Source organism: Exiguobacterium sp. A1_3_1, from assembly GCF_048985645.1.
Taxonomy (GTDB): Bacteria; Bacillota; Bacilli; order Exiguobacteriales; family Exiguobacteriaceae; genus Exiguobacterium_A; species Exiguobacterium_A indicum.
Genome location: NZ_WBYY01000050.1, coordinates 1 through 18,698 on the forward strand (window position 1 = coordinate 1; position 18,698 = coordinate 18,698).

Annotated in this window: 19 protein-coding genes; 11 read left to right on the top strand and 8 right to left on the bottom strand. The window is 45.0% G+C overall.

Annotated elements, in window-relative coordinates:
* Window positions 1-239 precede the first annotated feature (239 nt).
* On the bottom strand, window positions 240-977 hold the full coding sequence (locus tag F8N00_RS07300; protein WP_058264625.1) for an MBL fold metallo-hydrolase: 738 nt from the start codon (window positions 975-977) through the stop codon (window positions 240-242).
* Between the two features lie 127 nt (window positions 978-1,104).
* A complete protein-coding gene (locus F8N00_RS07305) occupies window positions 1,105-1,911 on the bottom strand; it encodes an SMP-30/gluconolactonase/LRE family protein (protein WP_023469361.1) in 807 nt (268 codons plus the stop codon).
* A 175-nt stretch (window positions 1,912-2,086) separates the two neighbouring features.
* Between F8N00_RS07305 and F8N00_RS07310 the strand changes: the two genes are divergently transcribed.
* A complete protein-coding gene (locus F8N00_RS07310; RefSeq protein ID WP_421017982.1) occupies window positions 2,087-4,294 on the top strand; it encodes a phosphodiester glycosidase family protein in 2,208 nt (735 codons plus the stop codon).
* 93 nt (window positions 4,295-4,387) lie between these two features.
* Here F8N00_RS07310 and F8N00_RS07315 read toward each other — a convergent pair whose 3' ends face one another.
* Window positions 4,388-4,651 (bottom strand): metal-sensitive transcriptional regulator, encoded by a 264-nt coding sequence (locus F8N00_RS07315; protein WP_023469359.1) that lies wholly within the window; start codon window positions 4,649-4,651, stop codon window positions 4,388-4,390.
* A gap of 227 nt (window positions 4,652-4,878) precedes the next feature.
* Here F8N00_RS07315 and F8N00_RS07320 point away from each other — a divergent pair, with 227 nt between their 5' ends.
* The 3 genes from F8N00_RS07320 to F8N00_RS07330 all read left to right on the top strand — a co-directional run bounded on the left by F8N00_RS07320 (window position 4,879) and on the right by F8N00_RS07330 (window position 8,390).
* Window positions 4,879-5,442, top strand: a complete 564-nt coding sequence (locus F8N00_RS07320) for an RNA polymerase sigma factor (RefSeq protein WP_023469358.1) — start codon at window positions 4,879-4,881, stop codon at window positions 5,440-5,442.
* Complete coding sequence (locus tag F8N00_RS07325) at window positions 5,423-6,160, top strand: anti-sigma factor (RefSeq protein ID WP_035396129.1); 738 nt, start codon at window positions 5,423-5,425, stop codon at window positions 6,158-6,160. The genes F8N00_RS07320 and F8N00_RS07325 overlap by 20 nt, the downstream gene beginning before the upstream one ends.
* A gap of 187 nt (window positions 6,161-6,347) precedes the next feature.
* On the top strand, window positions 6,348-8,390 hold the full coding sequence (locus F8N00_RS07330) for a putative bifunctional diguanylate cyclase/phosphodiesterase (RefSeq protein ID WP_421017983.1): 2,043 nt from the start codon (window positions 6,348-6,350) through the stop codon (window positions 8,388-8,390).
* Between the two features lie 230 nt (window positions 8,391-8,620).
* Here the strand turns inward: F8N00_RS07330 and F8N00_RS07335 are convergent, their stop codons facing one another.
* Genes F8N00_RS07335 through F8N00_RS07345 form a run of 3 tightly spaced genes read right to left on the bottom strand, consistent with a single transcriptional unit; the run spans window position 8,621 to window position 10,656 of the window.
* Window positions 8,621-8,968, bottom strand: a complete 348-nt coding sequence (locus tag F8N00_RS07335) for an iron-sulfur cluster biosynthesis family protein (RefSeq protein WP_055969076.1) — start codon at window positions 8,966-8,968, stop codon at window positions 8,621-8,623.
* Window positions 8,969-9,019: 51 nt separating this feature from the next.
* Window positions 9,020-9,751: a tryptophan-rich sensory protein gene (locus tag F8N00_RS07340; RefSeq protein ID WP_023469354.1), complete on the bottom strand. Its 732-nt coding sequence runs from the start codon at window positions 9,749-9,751 to the stop codon at window positions 9,020-9,022.
* 59 nt (window positions 9,752-9,810) lie between these two features.
* Complete coding sequence (locus tag F8N00_RS07345; RefSeq protein WP_195864462.1) at window positions 9,811-10,656, bottom strand: DegV family protein; 846 nt, start codon at window positions 10,654-10,656, stop codon at window positions 9,811-9,813.
* 169 nt (window positions 10,657-10,825) lie between these two features.
* Between F8N00_RS07345 and F8N00_RS07350 the strand changes: the two genes are divergently transcribed.
* The 6 genes from F8N00_RS07350 to F8N00_RS07375 all read left to right on the top strand — a co-directional run bounded on the left by F8N00_RS07350 (window position 10,826) and on the right by F8N00_RS07375 (window position 15,852).
* Complete coding sequence (locus F8N00_RS07350) at window positions 10,826-11,389, top strand: helix-turn-helix domain-containing protein (protein WP_035396133.1); 564 nt, start codon at window positions 10,826-10,828, stop codon at window positions 11,387-11,389.
* Between the two features lie 13 nt (window positions 11,390-11,402).
* Window positions 11,403-12,497 (top strand): ABC transporter ATP-binding protein, encoded by a 1,095-nt coding sequence (locus F8N00_RS07355; protein WP_023469351.1) that lies wholly within the window; start codon window positions 11,403-11,405, stop codon window positions 12,495-12,497.
* Window positions 12,494-13,303, top strand: coding sequence for an ABC transporter permease (locus F8N00_RS07360; protein ID WP_058714076.1), 810 nt, complete (start codon window positions 12,494-12,496; stop codon window positions 13,301-13,303). The genes F8N00_RS07355 and F8N00_RS07360 overlap by 4 nt, the downstream gene beginning before the upstream one ends.
* Window positions 13,303-14,103 (top strand): ABC transporter permease, encoded by an 801-nt coding sequence (locus tag F8N00_RS07365; protein ID WP_029342587.1) that lies wholly within the window; start codon window positions 13,303-13,305, stop codon window positions 14,101-14,103. The genes F8N00_RS07360 and F8N00_RS07365 overlap by 1 nt, the downstream gene beginning before the upstream one ends.
* A 3-nt stretch (window positions 14,104-14,106) precedes the next feature.
* The gene (locus tag F8N00_RS07370) at window positions 14,107-15,180 is read left to right on the top strand and encodes an ABC transporter substrate-binding protein (RefSeq protein WP_195864464.1); all 1,074 of its coding nucleotides are present in this window, start codon (window positions 14,107-14,109) and stop codon (window positions 15,178-15,180) included.
* Window positions 15,181-15,342: 162 nt separating this feature from the next.
* Complete coding sequence (locus F8N00_RS07375; protein WP_023469347.1) at window positions 15,343-15,852, top strand: hypothetical protein; 510 nt, start codon at window positions 15,343-15,345, stop codon at window positions 15,850-15,852.
* A 30-nt stretch (window positions 15,853-15,882) separates the two neighbouring features.
* Here the strand turns inward: F8N00_RS07375 and F8N00_RS07380 are convergent, their stop codons facing one another.
* On the bottom strand, window positions 15,883-16,491 hold the full coding sequence (locus F8N00_RS07380; protein WP_023469346.1) for a YktB family protein: 609 nt from the start codon (window positions 16,489-16,491) through the stop codon (window positions 15,883-15,885).
* A 133-nt stretch (window positions 16,492-16,624) separates the two neighbouring features.
* Between F8N00_RS07380 and F8N00_RS07385 the strand changes: the two genes are divergently transcribed.
* Window positions 16,625-18,322, top strand: coding sequence for a GGDEF domain-containing protein (locus tag F8N00_RS07385; RefSeq protein ID WP_410756207.1), 1,698 nt, complete (start codon window positions 16,625-16,627; stop codon window positions 18,320-18,322).
* 97 nt (window positions 18,323-18,419) lie between these two features.
* Here the strand turns inward: F8N00_RS07385 and F8N00_RS07390 are convergent.
* The coding region (locus tag F8N00_RS07390) for a homing endonuclease associated repeat-containing protein (protein WP_421017984.1) at window positions 18,420-18,698 on the bottom strand (279 nt) is incomplete at its 5' end.

The following is an 18,698-nucleotide window of genomic DNA, read 5'->3' on the forward strand; positions in this document are numbered from 1 at the left end:
ACTCAAAAAAAGAATGACGCGTCTTTTCACGCCCTTTCCTCAGGCGAGACACAAGCCAGTTTTCCTGCTTCATTCAAGCAGGAAAGCGGGTCTTGTTTGTCTCTGACAGCGCATAAATGCGCTTATTCCTGTAGGAGTTGCGTGTGATGCGTCATTCTTTTTGTTATGAGATAAGGGTGGCAGATTTTCATTCTGCCACCCTTATCTTTGGAAAGACTGACTCATGATACAGTCCCGTTTTAAGTGTGTGATTTGAATGGAGATGATTTTTTCGTCTGCAAGACCTGAGTGAATCGATCGACGGCTTGGCGCATCTCATAACTCGGTCCGAGAAAGAGCGGACCATGTCCGACAGCGAGTATATCCGGAGACAGTTCCGTCAGTTGATCAGCCGAGCGAAGGGCGACGTCCGGATCCCATGTTGCGAGTGCAGGGAACGGGAATTGCCAGCGGACGTCACCGGAGACGGCGAGTCCTCCTTGCGTCTGAAAAGCATCTCCGGCGATCAACGTCCGGCTTCCTTCATGCCAAAGTGAGATCGAACCAGGTGTATGACCGGGTGAGGCAATGACACTGAGACTTCCGACTTGTTGACCACTCTCGAGCAAGCGATCCGGACGTGTTTTGATGTTTTTCGGAATACCACCTTTTAAAGGTGTCGTTTCGCCTTCGCGTAGCGTCTCGTCCCCACTGAGCAATGCAGCATCGCGATAACTGATACAGACTTGAGCGAGAGGAAAGGCGTTCGCAAGGAAATCAAGCGAACCGACATGATCGGCATGCGCATGAGTCAGGATGATTGCACCAAGCGGTTTCTCTTGCTTTCGAATATAGTGATAGAGCGCCTTTGCGTTGATCCCGAGGCCGGCATCAATCAATGTCAAACTGTCTGCTTCTTCAAACAGGTAGCAGTTGACCGGGAAAAAGGATGGGGTCGTCTGCAGTTGGTGTAAACGTTCGATTGTCGTGACACGCATCGGCTTCACTCCTTCAAAAAAATGAATAGTTTTCTTCTTTAGTATCGTCTGTTTTTTTAGATGCGTCTAGACGCATTATGTGGAAAAAGAGGCATCACCTGTAAAAAGATGATCCCTCTTCTATGAATCATTCAAATGTCACAGCGAAGACGGCACCGGCATGTGGTGCATCATCTCCGTCGGCAGCCGTCGTGACGAGCAATCGATCTTCATAGAAAATCGGGCACGTCGGATTCGAAACAGGGAAGTCGACATGATCGAGTTTTTCACCAGTCGCAAGATTCCAACGGGTGATGCATGATCCAGCATAATGCGCGATCCAAGCATGACCTTCCGCGTCCTTCGTCATACCATCCGGGAACCCTTCTTCTTCTTCAAGGTCAACGGCGACACGTTTATTGGAAAGTGGTGCGTCCGGAGCGTAGTCAAAGGCATAGACTTTTTTTGTCGGTGTATCGATGTGATAGAGCGTCTTGCCATCTTCTGACCAGACGAGTCCATTCGAGTTCGTCAAGTCTTCGTGCAAGACATCGATGGAACCGTCATGACGCAGACGGAACAATCCAGCAGTCTTACCGTCTTCTTCATTAATGCTACCAGCGACATATTGTCCAGTCGGATCGAGCTTTCCGTCATTCATTCGGTCAGAATCGGGCAGTGACAGTTGATGCTCAAGAGACAGATGACCTTCCTTGAGATCAAACGTCCCAAATCCGTGTTCAGCCGTGACACGTAATAAGTCTGGAGCGTCCGTCAAGGCAATTGATGTGATGGCGCTTGGTAACGTGTACGGCTTGAGTGCTTCTGTGGCAAGGTCATATGAAAAAAGAAGTTGATTCGGAATGTCGACAAAATAAAAGCGTTTTGTTTTCGCATCGTAGACAGGAGATTCACCTGTCTTACACGCGACATCAATAAATACAGATACACTCATGAAAAGGCCTCCTACATCATGTATGAATAGATTCATATGTTGATTGCAACATATGTGGCTTAAAAGGAATCAGTTAACTACTTTCTATACCTGTTATGAATAAAAATAAACCTCTCCTAAATTAATTATGTCATTTATTTACTAAAAAAGGCATAATATATAACGGAGGTGTGTTATGTTCAAGAAAATTTGTATTTTATTAACAACTTTTTGTCTTTTTCAATCTGTCTCTACCACTCAGGCAGAAACGATTTCAAAAGGTGTGACCTATACGACAAAATCAGAAACACTTTCGGGTACACCACAGTTATTTCGACATATAACGGTTCAGCCCGATACCGGTAACTACTGGATGACGACGAAAGGACGAGATCGTGTATTAGCAACAGAATCTTTACCTTCTCAAGTTAGTCGCGTGACAGCGAGCGGGGGGCGTGTCGTAACAGCGATCAATGCCGATATGTATCGAGTAGCTTCGGGGTTACCGATTGGACTTCAAATTCAGCAAAATCAAGTACTGGTTAGTCATAGTGTAAAAGATTCTGCGACAAAATTCCCATCATTCATGATCAACGGACAAGGGAAACCAGAGATCGGGTCGTTCGGTATCATCGGATCTGCGACGACTGATACGAAGCGGGTAACGATCCACTCAGTTAACCGTAACGAGAACTTAGCGAATCGAATCGGTATCTTTAGTTCAGCTCATCATGCTTCAAAAATGCTGAAGCTAATTGAGCCGTCAGAAGCGATGAAAAAAGAAATTGCTATCGTCTATTTAAAAGGAACAGCGACATCGGCGTTTACACTCGGGAAGAACTATCAATGGACCGTTGAATCGGTAGATACGACATTCCGTAAAGAAATTCGCTTACCCGATGCTGGAGTTGTCCTCGTCGGTCTCGGAAAACAAAAAGCGGCACTACTCGCACTTGTGAAAGCAGCAGAAGAAAAATCAAATGGTCTGTTATCAACACAATTAAATCTAGTTCAATTATCGAATCTTCAAATGCGTAACGATATTCAAGAAGCTGTATCCGGATATAACTGGTTGATTCAAAATGGAGTTGGATATAGTTTAGACAGCCTAGCATTGAACCATGACCGCTTTTTGATGCTCGCTCGTAAGGCGCGGACACTCATCGGTACAACATCAAACGGGACAGTTCAAATCATTACGGTGGACCAAGCTCGTCTTGATTCAAAAGGGATTACGATGCTTGAGGCAGTAGAGCAAATGAAGCGTTTAGGTGTAACGTCGGCCCTCGCATTTGATGGTGGGGGATCGACAGAGATAATGGTCAGACGCGCTGGAGAGTTTTTATCTAAAACAGCGAATGTACCGGCAGATGGAAGAAGTCGCTCTATTACGAACGGTTTAATATTAGCCACTCATTATGTTCCATCGAATGTAGCGACGACGATTTTATTGACTGCCCCTAAAGAATTATATGTAGGTGAAAAAGGTGGATTTGGATTAAAGCTGACGGATACAAATGGACAGCCTGTAGATGCAACGAAGAAATCGATTATTTGGAAAGGGACAGGTGTCAAAGGCTTACAAGTCACGGCACCGCTGACTCCTGGAAAATGGACAGGTACGATGCAAGTTGATCGTGCTAAACGAACCGTATCGATTCCAGTCACGAATCGCTTGACCGGTCTTACAGTCAATGGAGGGCGTCCGATCTTGTTAAAAGTAGGACAACGCCTCGCGATTTCATCGGAAGGATGGCTAAACGGACGACGTGTCGTAATCCCTGCTTCGCAACTCAATTACCAGGTTGCAAACGGAGAGACCGCATCGGTTACAAAAGGGAATATTCTTGCAAAGAAAATCGGGAAGACAGAACTAACTGTCTCATCTGGAGGGAAGACGGTTCGACTACCGGTCACCGTCTCTGCTATGAAAAAAGAGGAAGTCATCGATTCCTTCGAACAGGGAGTCTACGAAGCGAAATCTCCTTATGTTTCGAGTTATGCTGTCCGTCTCAGTTCCTTACAGAAATCCAGTGGCAAACAATCACTTGAAATGACATACGATTATTCAGGGTGGAAGAAACAAAACGGAGCCATGTACATTAAAAAAGCATCATGGATCATTCCTTCTCCTGCCCGTGCATTGACGATGGATGTGTATGGAGATGGACGCGCGCCTTGGCTTCGCTCAGAAGTCAAAGATGCTGCAGGAAATCCACATGTCGTGGATTTCGTCAAGAAGGTAGATTGGAAAGGATTTAAAACGGTACAAGCGACACTCGATCCGACGTGGCCAACACCTCTTAAAATCGAATCGTTGTATTTTGTTGAAACGGATACATCGAAAAAAGGAACAACCATTAAGAGTAAGGTGTACTTGGATCAACTCAAAGTTTTATACTAAACCTAAAAAAAAACAGGGAATCGGATTTCAATGAAATCTTGACCCTGTTTTTTTTATCAGATAAAAATTACTCTGACGGGTGGTTTATAGTAATTAGCGACTTTTGACAAGAAGATTTACAGCTTCCTTCACAAGCTCTTCTGTCTGACCGTCACCATTTTGTTCGGCGTCTTTTACGCACTCAATTAAATTGGAGCTTACGACGACACCAATCGTACGATCAATCGCGGAGCGAGCAGCGGAAAGTTGAGTAATGACATCTCGACAGTCTTGCCCTTCTTCCATCATACGAAGGATACCACGTAATTGCCCTTCGATTCGGCTGACGCGATTTTTCATTTTGCGATCATAATCCATATATGTTCCTCCGTTTCATAGTAGAACTAACGTCTGAGTAATACCTTTATGCTATGCCCATAACGGTATTACTGTCAATTCTATCGAATTTTAAGATATACTTTTCTTGAAATCAGGGAATATGGATGTGGTGAGGAATTTACTTAGAAAATTGATGAAAACTAAAACGATTTGGTGTTAGCTCTCGTATACTATATGATGAAGCTGATATCAGGAGGAGGAAAAGGATGCATACTCAATCCGATGAATCGCTTTATCATCTGATGCGTAGCGGTGATGAACAGGCACTCGAGACTTTGTATGAGAAGTACGAGCGATTGTTATTTTCATTCGCCTATCGCTTTACGAATAATGATCGATTGTCTGAAGAAGTCATTCAAGAAGTATGGATGAAAATTTGGAATGGTCGTGTTGATTTTGATACACAAAAAGGAAAGTTTTCATCTTGGATTTTGACGATCACGCGTAATGCGGCTCTTGATTGTTTACGTCGTGAAAAACGACAACCGACGATTGAAGTTGAAGAACGAGATGGCGGATATGATGAACCTGTTGAGCGGACCGTCATGCAACGCGAAACTGCAGCGGAAGTGCGGGGCGCCGTAAGTGAACTAAAATCAGAACAACAGGATTTGATCGAACTAGTCTATTTTCAGGGACTAACGCAACAACAAATCGCAGATCAACTTGACTTACCACTCGGAACAGTCAAAACACGTATCAGAAGTGCGATTCAAGCATTAAGAAAACGATTAGATGGGAGGGAACGAGATGGAAGAACGTTGTCATGACTTGATCAATTACTTCAATGGAACACTCTCTTCAGCAGATCGCGACGCGTTCGAAGCGCATCTTGCGACGTGCGAAGAATGTCGCGAAGCACTTTTAGAAATGGAAGAACTCATGCTTCCCATCGCTGAATCGCTTCCGGAGCGTCCTGTTCCTGTAGGAATGAAAGCACGTATTCTTGGAGAAGTTCTTGGTTCAACAGAGACGGAGTCTCCTAAAGAAGAACCGATGACTACTCCAGTAGACATTAAACAAGCACGTCAGCAACAAACGAAGAAAAAGAGTGTCCCACTTGGCTGGTTGATGAGCATTGCTGCCGCCCTTATTCTTTCACTTGGTGCGAATGCCTACTTTTTGTCACAGGAAGAAAGTACAGATACACCGGAAACACTGGCGATGGATGAAATTAAAGGAATGGGAAACTTTGAAAGCAACGAGTCGATCAAGGGATCAAGCATGGTATTTACACAAAACGATAAGTCGTATATGCTCGTTCAATTGAAAGATCTGCCTCCATTGAAAAAAGGAGAATTGTATCAATTATGGACCATCAAAGGTGAGACACCGACTGCGAACGGTATTATTGAAAAAGACGGCGAAGCAGCAGCGGTATTTCAACTCAAAGGTAATGGTGACGTCGATGCTGTAGCAATCACTGTCGAACCAGAGCCGGATTTAGCGAAACCTACGGGAGAAATCGTGGCCTCAGTTGCACTTTAACTTAAAAAATACGAACGGATTCGTCTACGACGAATTCGTTTTTTTTGTGCATTTTACATTAAGAAAAAAGACTAAAAAATAGAAAATATCAATTAAATCGCATGAAATGCAAGTTTCGACTGAAAATATACTTCATAACCGTCGATACTAAGAAGAAAGTCAGTTCTATAAGGAGAGGCCACATACAATGAATGAATGGATTATTTTAACAAAGCACTATGAAGTGGGCTTAGTTGTACTGTCGGTACTCGTCGCGATCATTGGATCGTATGGATCGCTTGAATTAAATCGACGTTTGGCTAAGGCGACTTCTTTGAAAAAACGAGCGTTATTCTTATCTTCTTTGACGATGGGACTATCGATTTGGGGGATGCATTTCGTTGGTATGGGTGCTTTCGGTTTACCCGTCACGGTTCGTTATGACTGGATTTTAATGTTCTTATCCGTCATTCCAGCTATTTTAGCTGCCTTCATCGCCTTTTATCTACTCTACTCATCAGCGATTACACGAAACAAAGTCATTTTAGCAGGTTCTTTGATGGGCGTAGGTATTGCGATGATGCATTATCTTGGGATGATGGCAATGGATTTTGGTGGCGCGATTCGTTATGAAACAGGGTTGTTCGCTCTATCCATCCTAATTGCGATCACTGTAGCATATGTTGCCTTGTTACTCTTACATCGTCTACGACATGTTGATAAGAAAAGAATTCTTATTCCCATTGCGATTGTAATGGGCTTTGCTATCTCTTCCATGCATTATGTAGGTATGTTAGGAACATCTTTTTGTATCCCGATTGATCAAGCAGGACGTATTGGTGATGGTCCTATTACATCGAATATTTTAAACGATGTAGCCATTCCGGTATTTTTGATTTTGATCTTAATCGCTGGACTCTATATTCATTTAGAACGACGTGCCTTACAGATGATGGCATATACTGATCATTTGACCGGTTTGCATAACCGTAGATGGTTAGATCACCATATGATAAAAGTAGATGCGCATTACGGAAAGTCTAAAGACGAGATGGCGATGGCTATACTTGACCTGGACGGGTACAAATGGGTCAATGATACGTTTGGTTTTGATAAAGGAGATGCCGTCATTCGTGAGTTTGCAGATCGGATGCGTGCGTCCTTATCGGAAGATGAAGCATGTATTCGTTATAATGGAACGCAGTTTTTTCTTATCAAAAAAGTACCTACTGATGCATTACTTCGTACTTTCGAACAAATTTTAGAAGATATTCGACAACCGATTCACTTAGATGATCAACCAATCCATTTGACAGCAACGATGGGTGTCATCTTACCGGATATGGGAGAAACGTTAGAAATGCGAATTGGTCAAATGGAAAGTGCTCTCCGGGTCGGCAAAAACGAAGGAAGAGATCGATTCATCGTGTACGATGATTCCCTGCATTCCGACAAAAGAGAGCAATTGATCGTCGGTTCCTTACGCCGGGCGATGACGGATTTCAAGGAGTTCGCTCTCGTCTACCAACCGAAGATCGCACTCGCGACAGGCAAGGTGGATCAGGCGGAAGTTCTAATTCGCTGGAATCATCCGAAGTTCGGTTTCATCTCACCGGCGGAATTCATTCCACTTGCTGAAAAGTATAGTTTAATTCATCGTTTGACCGAGTGGGTGTTGAAGGAGACCGTTGCACAGATGGAGATTTGGAAGAAAGAAGATTATTTCATTCGCCAAGTCTCGGTGAACTTATCCGCGATGCATTTCCGATCGGAGTCGCATAATATGATGATTAAAGAAATCGTTCATCATTCCTTGAAGAACGGAAGTGAATTGCAACTACAACTCGAAATAACGGAAACGTCCGTTATGGAGAATCTGGACCGGGCGATGACGATGCTTGGTGAATTGAAACAGCTTAGTCTGACAATCGCTCTCGATGATTTTGGAACGGGTCTATCGTCGCTAACGCACTTGAAGCATTTGCCGATCGATATCTTAAAGATCGACAAGTCGTTCATCGATGAAGTCCCACATGACGAACGGGGAACAGCGATTACGGAAATGATCATCCAGCTTGCGAAGAGTCTTGGGATCGAAGTCGTCGCAGAAGGTGTCGAAACGCTCGAACAGCATCTCTTCTTGAAACGCCTCGGTTGTGATTATGGACAAGGCTATTACTATAGTAGACCGATGCATGTGAAGGATTTAAATCAGCAAGCGATCGAAGAGACCGTTCTAAATGTCGGATAAGGCAATCCAAACATGACTTTCGTTCGTATACTAGATAAGCATGCGAGGATGATGCATGCGACGTCTGGGGGGACGCAAAGCGCTGGGATATTACCAGCTCGTGCACGACGCAGACAGACATCTAGTACATTCAATCATACTCAGACCATCTAGCTTTCGACGCAGCACCTGTCTGTTCGAACACAAACAAAGGCAACTTCCACGACGGAAGTTGCCTTTTTCATTTGCGCTTATGAGCGAACCGTCAGGACGCAGCCTGTTTGATCCGTCACGAGCACATTCGTATTGAAGTATTGGCCATCACTTTTTAAGATGAGCGCTTTTTTCTCCTCGTTGTAATCGAGTGTCATTTCTTGATCGAGGAAATGACTCGACCACCGCTTGACGAGAACAGGACCGACGTTTGAATCAATCGTCATGTCTTCCGGTGTCGCTTCATCGACGATGCGAATACTGAAAATACCAGAGTTTCCGCAACCACAACCCTCTGTATCGTAATAGAGATGCAGTTGACCGGATACTTCACCGCGTAATTGGCGGATTCGCTCCTGAGCAGACGGTGTAAATGTGATGTTCATGGTCATTCACTCCTTTCCCTTATTATACGCCGTTTGAACGAGAAAGGAACGTCACTTGCTCACGCTGACTTGGCGGCGCATCCGAACGAGAAGGAAGATATAACCGGCTAATAATAAGACGACGCTACCGAGAACTGTCGTATCGACGAGACCATTATCGGACTCGAAGTTGATCGCGATATACGCCCAGACGAAGACAAGCGGATAAATCGGATCACGGTTCGCAAACATGAAGAGAAGAGCGATGATGACTCCGACGACGAGTATGATCATCGTCCAGCCCGCATCTCCAATTCCAAGCCAAGATGTTACACCTTCTGCATTGATCGTCAGGAAGATGTCGGCAATCGTCGCGACCGATACCCAGCCGAGGTAAAGCGAGAACGGTAGCTTAAAGCGTAATCCTTTCGTCTCACGGTCAATTTTTGAGTAGATGACGATCAAGGACAACAAGAGACCAACGATGACGACAACGGAGACAACGAACAGTTCAAACGTGAAGGAAACGATCCAGCCAGCATTAAACAGACAGCTGATCAAGAACCACGGTCCGATTTTCTTCGCCAGTTCGTGTTCCTTGAACTTCGGAATCGATTGTAAAATCAACCAGATGAGTAGAATCGTATAAATTAATCCCCAAATCGAGAACGCATACCCAGCCGGTTTGAACAATGTGATGATCGAATCAGAGATTCGTCCTGTCTTTCCACCATCAAGGGCGTTCACGGCAATCGTGAAAATGAAGCCGACCCAGTTGAGCCAAATCCATTTATTATTTTTCAAACAAAAAACCTCCTTTATTCTCTAAAGAAGGTTTACCCAAAAATCAAATTCATTAGTCATCACGGTCGGCGCGTCGGGTTCAAAAAGGACATCCCGATCGCTGGATTTCCTGTATGCGAACCGAGAACCGGTGTCAAGTCATCGATCCGGACACGCACATCGTATTGCGATTCGAGGCGTTGTTTCCACTCGAGTGCCAGGTCATACGCTGTCGCGTGGAATAGTGAAATATCCGTGACCTGTCCCCGTTCAATGATTGCGACAAGGTGATCAAAAATCTTCGAATGCGCTTTTTTGAACGTCCGGACGGTTTGATAAGGAACGATCTTTCCTTCCTCGAAGTGGAACAACGGACGAAGTTGCAACAAGTTACCAACGAATGCCTTCGTTGAAGAGATCCGTCCACCTGCTTGTAATTGATCGAGGTTTGCGACCGTGAATTCAATGTGATGATCGAAACGACGCTCGAGAATGATCTGTTCGACGGATTCGATCGAGTGTCCCGCTTCGACGAGTTCAATCGCTTCTGCTAGGAGTTGACCAGCCGGGTAAATGCCACAACGGGAATCAATCGCAATCAGACGAAAGCCAGCAATCTCTGCCCCTTGAACGGAAGCGCTGTACGTGCCGCTCAGTTCACTCGATAAGTGAACAGCGAAGCCGACGTCGTAATCCTCTTTCAACCGCTCATAATGCTCAGTGAAACTCCCGATCGAAGGTTGGCTCGTCGTTACCTTGTGTTTTGAGTCAATCCAGCTATAGACGGTCTCTGCATCAACGTCGACACCATCGACGAAACTTTCTCCATCCTTCATGACAAGTAAAGGGACGACCGAAAGATCATCGCGCTGAGCGATCGTATCCGGTAAAATCGTTGTACTATCAGTGATCCAAGCGATCCGCATAACAAGTTCCTCCTTAAATTAGTACCTGATATTAATTGTAGGTGTAAGCGTTCTCGCTGTCAAATGAACATTAAAAAATATCGAACGTTTTAGTTGATTAAATAATGAAATACGCTATAATCGGTACGTGATTAGTAAACTTTTAGTCATCTTATACTAAACTAAGCCGATGAGAGGAGGACGTCGATTGTACTCAATCGGTCAAAAAATCAAGAACCTCCGTCTTCAAAAGGGATTGACGCAAGAGGAACTAGGGGAAAGAACAGACCTGAGTAAAGGGTACATCTCGCAACTCGAACGGGAAATCAGTTCACCGTCGATCGAGACGCTGTTTCATCTCCTCGAAGTCCTTGGCATCTCACCGAAGGATTTCTTTGATGAGGATACACTCAATCAAAAAGTCGTCTATGGGGAAGAGGATGTCACGACATATGCCGATGAGGAACAGGGGTATCATGTCACGTGGCTCATTCCGGAATCGAATGAAAAAGAGATGGAACCGGTCCTGCTCACACTCGCGCCAGGGGGAGCATTCAAGACGTATGAACCATCAGGTGCCGAGACGTTCGTCTATGTGCTCGCAGGAAACGTCACGCTGACGCTCGGACGTCAGTCTTTTGTAGCAAAACAAGGAGAGACACTTTACTATAAGGCTTCAGAAATCCATCAACTACGCAATGAGTCAACACAAGAGACGAAGGTCCTCGTGACTGCGACTGACTCATACTTATAAAGGAGGAACTAGATTGGCAGATACTACGATCATTCAATTCAAGGACGTTACGAAACGATACGACGATCAGACCGTCCTCGACCAAGTCAGCTTCGAAATCGAACGCGGGAAGTTCTATACGTTACTCGGACCATCGGGTTGTGGGAAAACGACGATCTTACGACTAATTGCTGGCTTTTCGGAAGCAACAGAAGGGGACATCATCTTCAACGGAAAACGGATCAACGATGTACCGGCGAACAAACGTCAAGTCAATACGGTTTTCCAAGACTATGCACTCTTCCCGCACTTGAACGTTTTCGAAAACATCGCCTTCGGTCTTCGCATCAAGAAGGTAAAAGAAGCAGAAATCGCTAAACGTGTGACGGACGCGTTGAAGTTCGTCAACTTGTCCGGTTATGAGAAACGAGAAATCACCGAGATGTCAGGTGGACAGCGGCAACGTGTCGCGATTGCTCGGGCAATCGTCAATGAGCCGGAAGTCATCTTGCTCGATGAGCCACTGTCAGCGCTCGACTTGAAATTACGGACAGAGATGCAGTATGAGCTCCGCGACTTGCAACGTCGTCTTGGCATCACGTTCATCTTCGTCACGCACGACCAAGAAGAGGCACTGGCGATGTCAGATGAAATCTTCGTCCTCAATCACGGTGTCATTCAACAATCGGGCACACCAACGGATATCTATGATGAACCGATCAACCGCTTCGTCGCGGACTTCATCGGTGAGTCGAACATCATTCCAGGGCGCATGGTGGAAGACTACCGGGTCTGGTTCGCCGAAAAGGAATTCGAATGTGTCGACCGTGGTCTTGAACTAAACGAACCGGTCGAGATCGTCATCCGTCCGGAGGATCTCGAAATCACAAACGTGACCCAAGGGAAACTACAAGTCACCGTCGATTCGCAACTTTTCCGTGGCGTGCATTACGAGATCGCTTGTATGGATGAAGTCGGTAACGAATGGCTCGTCCACAGTACGAAAAAAGCGACGGTTGGTGAGCAGATCGGACTGACATTTGATCCGGAAGCGATTCACGTCATGCGACTGAACGAGACGGAAGAAGAATTCGATAAGCGTCTGGAATCCTACGACGGGGTGTTATGATGCAAAAATCACGTAACTGGTATCTCATCCCGTATCTATTCTGGATTGCCTTGTTCGTCATCGCACCGATCGTACTCGTCGTCTACTATTCATTCCTTGATTTGGACGGCAACTTCTCATTTGAGAACTACCGGAACTTCTTTACGTCGACCTATTTGACGATGACACTCAGCTCGTTCTGGTATGCCTTTTTGATTACGGTGTTTTCGCTCTTGATCGGTTATCCGACCGCTTACTTGTTGACGAAAACGAAGCATAAACAGCTATGGCTACTTTTGATCATCTTACCGACGTGGATCAACTTGTTGTTGAAAGCTTATGCCTTCATCGGGTTGTTCAGTACGTATGGTCTTGCGAACCAAACGCTTGAAGCGATTGGAATTGGACGACAACAGATTCTCTTTACCGATTTTAGTTTCGTCTTCGTATCGGTCTACATCTTCATTCCGTTCATGATCCTGCCGATCTTCAATGCGATTGAAAAACTGAGTCCGTCACTCGTCTTTGCTGCACGTGATCTTGGGGCGTCGAACTTCACGACGTTTCGGCGTGTCGTCTTCCCGCTGACGCTCGATGGTGTGAAGTCAGGCTGTCAGCTCGTCTTCATTCCGGCGTTATCGCTGTTCATGATTACGCGTCTGATTGCAGGGAACCGCGTCATCACGCTCGGTACAGCGATTGAACAGCAGTTCCTCGTGACACAGAACTGGGGCATGGGAGCGACGATCGCTGTCTTCCTCATCATCGCGATGGCGATCATCCTTGCCTTGACGAGTACGAAACGGAAGAAAGGAGCGACGACTTGATGAAACGTCTGAAACTAGCAAATCTTTATCTGATCGGAGTCTTCATCATTTTGTATGCTCCGATATTCTACTTGGCATTCTATTCGTTCAACAGTGCTGACAACATGACGAACTTCGATTCGTTCACGTGGGATTGGTACAAGGAAGTCTTCCAAGATTCACGTTTGTTGATCATCGTCTTGAATACACTCGTCATCGCCTTGTTATCAGCCGCAATCTCGACGATTCTTGGCGTATTCGGAGCGATTGGGATTCAAGCCGTCCGTAAGAAACGGGTCGAGACGTCGTTGTTGACGCTCAACAGCATCTTGATCGTCAGTCCGGATGTTATCATTGGGGCATCGTTCTTGATCTTCTTCACGCTACTTGGCATCCAACTCGGCTTTACGTCAGTCCTACTGTCCCACATCGCGTTTTCGGTACCGATCGTCGTCATTCTCGTCCTGCCGAAGTTGCAGGAGATGAGTCCAACGCTCGTTGATGCAGCGCGCGACTTAGGCGCAAGCCGTTGGGATGTCTTGACGAAAGTTATCTTGCCGTATATCACACCGGGGATCTTCGCTGGCTTCTTTACGGCATTGACGTACTCACTGGATGATTTTGCGGTGACGTTCTTCGTGACAGGAAACGGCTTTACGACGTTGTCCGTTGAGATCTACTCACTTGCCCGTCAAGGGATTTCGATGAAGATCAACGCCTTGTCGACCGTCATCTTCTTGTTTACGTTCTTACTCGTCATCGGCTACTACTTCTTGAACCAACGAGCTGCTACGAAGCTTTCGCGACCGGAGGTGAAATGACCGTTGAAAAAATTGATTCAATTATTTGCTGCGATTTTCCTGATCTCGGGTGTCATTTTATTCACCTTGAATCAGTTAAATGAGACACAAGGGTATTCAGGGAAAAATGTCCTGAACATCTACAACTGGGGCGATTACATCGACCCAGCACTGATCAAACAGTTTGAGAAGGAGAGCGGCATCAAAGTCGTCTATCAGACGTTCGATTCAAACGAAGCAATGCTGACGAAGATCGAACAGGGAGGAACGACGTACGATATCGCTGTTCCATCCGACTATGCGATTGCGAAGATGATCGATGAGAAGCTCGTCGTTCCGATCGATCATCAAAAAATCCCGAATCTCAAAAACATCGATTCGCGCTTTTTAGATTTATCGTTCGATCCGAACAACAAGTACTCGATTCCGTATTTCTGGGGAACGGTCGGTATCGTCTACAATAAAGACTTGATTGATGGGAAGAAACCGACGAGCTGGAAGGATCTCTGGGATCCGAAGCTAAAGAATCAGATTCTACTCGCTGACGGTGCCCGTGAAGTGATGGGGATGAGCTTGAATAGTCTCGGTTATTCGTTAAATGAAACGGATGAGTCGAAACTACAGGAAGCAAAAGCGAACTTGATGCGCCTGACACCAAACGTCAAGGCAATCGTCGGAGACGAGATTAAATTATTGCTCGCGAATGAAGAAGCGGGGCTCGGTGTCGTCTGGTCAGGTGATGCAAACGAGATCATGAGCGAGAATGAAAATCTTGACTACGTCATTCCAAAAGAAGGATCAAACGTCTGGTTCGATAATGTCGTCATTCCGAAGACCGCGAAAAACGTCGAGGGGGCACATGAGTTCATCAACTTCATGCTGCGTCCAGATATTTCAGCGAAAAATGCGGATTACGTCGGTTATTCGACACCAAACAAAGAAGGCTTAAAACTGCTCGACAAATCGGTTCGGACCGATGAGCGATTCTATCCTGATAAACAAGTCACCGATACACTTGAAGTTTATGAGAACCTCGGGAAGAAGATGCTCGCACATTACAATGAGTTGTTCCTAGAGTTTAAGATGCATAAGAAATGAGGAAGAACCTAGTGTCCCGCCGACACTAGGTTCTTTTTGTTTGCATGGATAAAAAATAAAAATAAACTTCCATAAAAAAACTATAAAAACTGAATAATTTTTTGAAATAGGGGAATCAGTTTATTATCAACGCTTTATATAGGCGCCGAGGAGGACATTAGCATGAAACAAGTCTTAGGAATCATCTTAACTGCCGCACTCACTGTCAGCATCGTGTCAGGCACTTCATATAATCAATCGGTCGAAGCAACAAAACAAACTGATGTAAAATGGCTTCAAGAAATTCAGACGCAAGCAAAACAAGCACATTCCCTCGATGGAAAAGTCGTTCTTGAAAAAACGACACTTGCGCAAGTACATAAAGCGTACAAAGGCGAAAAGAGCTCGAACTGGTGTCAAAGTGGAAATGGTCTTGCTTCAGCAGATCGTGCCCTTCACTACTGTTCAACGTATGGTGTGAAGGATGCAAAAGCGAAAGTCAGTGCCATCGTTTATGATCCGAAACAAGTCAAACGGACGGTTACAGTCAAGGAAGTCAAACAAGCCTATCCGACAGCAAAACTCGATAAAACGTTCAATGTCATGACCGTTTCCTCAAAACAGGTCAACATTTATCTAAATTTAAACTCTGACCGTACACAAGTCATGTCAATTCTAGTAAAATATAACTAATGAAAAGGATGACCGATTCGGCCATCCTTTTTATTTAATCGTTTTATAGAGTGGTACGAGATGCGAATAGGTATTTCGAATCACATCTAACAACTCCTCGCGTGTCAATTCGCTCACTTGTTGTGCTGAAATGTGACGACCGACGAGGAATTCTGCTTTTTTGACATCATGGAAGCGTTCTAACCCTGAATGGATGTCGGTCTCGTGTACGGGAACAGCATCTTTTTTCATATGATCATATGAAATGACGAAGTCTTCAGGGAGTGTGGTTAGTAAATCCGTATGCTTTAGTAATTGTGAGGCATATTGTTGTTTGTTCGGCAACTCATAGATATAGGCGAGCCAAATGAACAGATGGTCATCAAACAGTCCGACTTGGAAGTGAGGATGCTTTTTATAGCCGCGTTTATCTGGTGAAAAAGCCATCCATGTATCCTGTGGCGGATTTACTTTGCGTCTAGCATGTTGTGCGATATGGACGTGCATGTCCTCTTCGATCGCGACGGTCAAGTCGGGCGTGATTTCTTGTCCGATATCGCGAAAAATCGGTTGGATGCGCTCGCGAATGGCATGCATTCGTGAATCAAGACCATCAATGTGAAACGTGTCAAAAGCATATTGAGTAAACGTATTTGTCATGAAAGATCACCTCTTTAATGAGTGTATCAAATGAAACGATTCAAGTTCGACATTTTGCTCAAAAAATTGAATAATAGAATTAACAATTTATTACAATTTTAAAAAATAGATTAAACAGGAAGGGGAAGTTCGAGTGCGCCGTTTTCAACAATATCTCCTTCGAAGCTGGGTCGTATTTTTCTTAATCGTGATTGGCATCGATCTTTTTGCGAAGTCTAAGGATTATAGCCTCAGCGTCGACTTGTTCACGTTTTTATTGATTGCCGCATTATCCACTATTTTTGTCGTCGATCCGGTTCGCCGACGACATATGAGCTTCACGTTTCATTTTGGTTTTGTGTTGTTCACATTTTTAACGTATGGCATGCTTTCTGCTATTTGTGTAGGACAGGTCACCATGTTGATTTATCAATTACGTACGATTCATACACCAGTCGGAAGACGACGGATGCTACATAACTATCCGTTTAATGTGGCGCTAGAACTTTTCTTAATCGTACCAGCAGGTCTAGCTTATAATCTCTTAGGTGGGACGCATGGTGATGCCTTTCAATTAACTGACAACATCATCCCGTTGCTTGCGATGGTCGTTATTTTATGGATTGTCTTATTGCTGCAATACCAACTTTCACGATTTCTTTTGGGTGAAAATATTCCAAGTGATGTCATGTTTCAGCTGCTACGCTTCGAAGCAGTCGTCATCACGGCAGAACTACTCTATGGTATTTTCAGTACACTTGTCGTGCAAGGAAACGGGAATAGCGGGCTTGTAATGGCAGCGTTTGCACTTTTCATCATCAAGCGTTCTCTCGGTAGTTCGGTCCAAGCATCGGACCGAATTGAGTATTGGGAACAAATTGAACGTTTAAAAGAAGCGGCGTGGAAAGACGGTGACGCGCAATTTATCATCGAACGATACCTGCGACAACTCAATCAATTCGTCAAACCGGATATTGCATGGATTAAATTCGATTTCGAAGAGGGACAACAAAGTGTCTATTATTCCTTAAAGGATGGGCGTAAATTAAAGGCGGACCATGTAGAAGGGAAGGTCATAGAGGAAATCATTGAAAAAGAGGAAGTTTTACTCTATGGTATGCAACAGGAGTGGGATATTCGATTGTATGATTGTTTACCAGAGGAAATTCAATCCGTCTTATTCATACAGCCTGAAGCAACGGAGACGATCAATTGCTCACTCTTACTTGCCTCTGAAGCCAGTGGAGAGTTTACGAAAGACTTTGGGTACGAGTTGTATCGCGCGTTGCGTGTCCTGTCATGGGCTGTAGAGCGCGCACATGAACGAGAGCGATTGCTGATTGATAGCCGGACGGATGCGATGACGAAATTACCCAATTATCGTGCGTTACAAGAGTGGGGGGATCGTCGAATCAAACAACGCGATCTGTATCCTTTCTCCGCATTGATGATCGATCTCGATCACTTTAAGCAAATCAATGATACGTATGGTCATGAAATCGGCGATGTCGTCCTATTTGAAGTAGCTAAGTTGCTGATGCAAGCGACGCGAATCACGGATCTCGTGGCTCGGTATGGTGGGGAAGAATTCGTCATCTTGCTTCCGAATACGGATCTAGAGTCCGCCCGCATCGTGGCAGAACGAATTCGTGAGACGTTACATGCTAATCCGATAGTAGTCGAGGGTCATACTCTTGAGATTACAGCGAGCATAGGGATAGATACGCTGAAGGAACTGGGCGATCTAGCCAGTTTGATCCGAAACGCGGACCGTGCGATGTATGTCGGTGCGAAGTTCCAAGGACGCGATCGTGTCGCAGCGTATCATGAATGGAAAGAGAAAGTCATTTGAATCACACCAAAAAAAGATGGCGGAAACGTCATCTTTTTTTTGATGAAAAAAAGCCTTTCCGTCTCGAAGATCGGAAAGGACTGAAGAATGGATGAGTTCATTGAGCTTGTTGTTTGTTGAGACGGATCTCATTTTCAATCGCATGAATCGCAGCCGACCAAGAGCCGTATCGGTGTAATAGAGCTTTCGTCGAGGGTTTATTGTTCCGTTTCGCCCATTCTCGATAGGCTTCAAATGAAAGAGAAAATCCGACTTCTTCGATGGCTTGACGAAGCGATGCAGCGAGCTCTGCTTTAGAATAGGTCACGCTGGCTTCAAGACCTGCTGCCGTACAAGCATCATGCCATGATCCGAACATCTTAACGATGTGATAGTG

Coding starts and splice junctions, on each gene's coding strand:
- F8N00_RS07325 (WP_035396129.1), top strand. CDS start 5,423: ATGGAAGAACGTTGTCATGACTTGATCAATTACTTCAATGGAACACTC.
- F8N00_RS07305 (WP_023469361.1), bottom strand. CDS start 1,911: ATGAGTGTATCTGTATTTATTGATGTCGCGTGTAAGACAGGTGAATCT.
- F8N00_RS07360 (WP_058714076.1), top strand. CDS start 12,494: ATGATGCAAAAATCACGTAACTGGTATCTCATCCCGTATCTATTCTGG.
- F8N00_RS07375 (WP_023469347.1), top strand. CDS start 15,343: ATGAAACAAGTCTTAGGAATCATCTTAACTGCCGCACTCACTGTCAGC.
- F8N00_RS07345 (WP_195864462.1), bottom strand. CDS start 10,656: ATGCGGATCGCTTGGATCACTGATAGTACAACGATTTTACCGGATACG.
- F8N00_RS07350 (WP_035396133.1), top strand. CDS start 10,826: ATGAGAGGAGGACGTCGATTGTACTCAATCGGTCAAAAAATCAAGAAC.
- F8N00_RS07365 (WP_029342587.1), top strand. CDS start 13,303: ATGAAACGTCTGAAACTAGCAAATCTTTATCTGATCGGAGTCTTCATC.
- F8N00_RS07320 (WP_023469358.1), top strand. CDS start 4,879: ATGCATACTCAATCCGATGAATCGCTTTATCATCTGATGCGTAGCGGT.
- F8N00_RS07380 (WP_023469346.1), bottom strand. CDS start 16,491: ATGACAAATACGTTTACTCAATATGCTTTTGACACGTTTCACATTGAT.
- F8N00_RS07335 (WP_055969076.1), bottom strand. CDS start 8,968: ATGAACATCACATTTACACCGTCTGCTCAGGAGCGAATCCGCCAATTA.
- F8N00_RS07330 (WP_421017983.1), top strand. CDS start 6,348: ATGAATGAATGGATTATTTTAACAAAGCACTATGAAGTGGGCTTAGTT.
- F8N00_RS07315 (WP_023469359.1), bottom strand. CDS start 4,651: ATGGATTATGATCGCAAAATGAAAAATCGCGTCAGCCGAATCGAAGGG.
- F8N00_RS07300 (WP_058264625.1), bottom strand. CDS start 977: ATGCGTGTCACGACAATCGAACGTTTACACCAACTGCAGACGACCCCA.
- F8N00_RS07310 (WP_421017982.1), top strand. CDS start 2,087: ATGTTCAAGAAAATTTGTATTTTATTAACAACTTTTTGTCTTTTTCAA.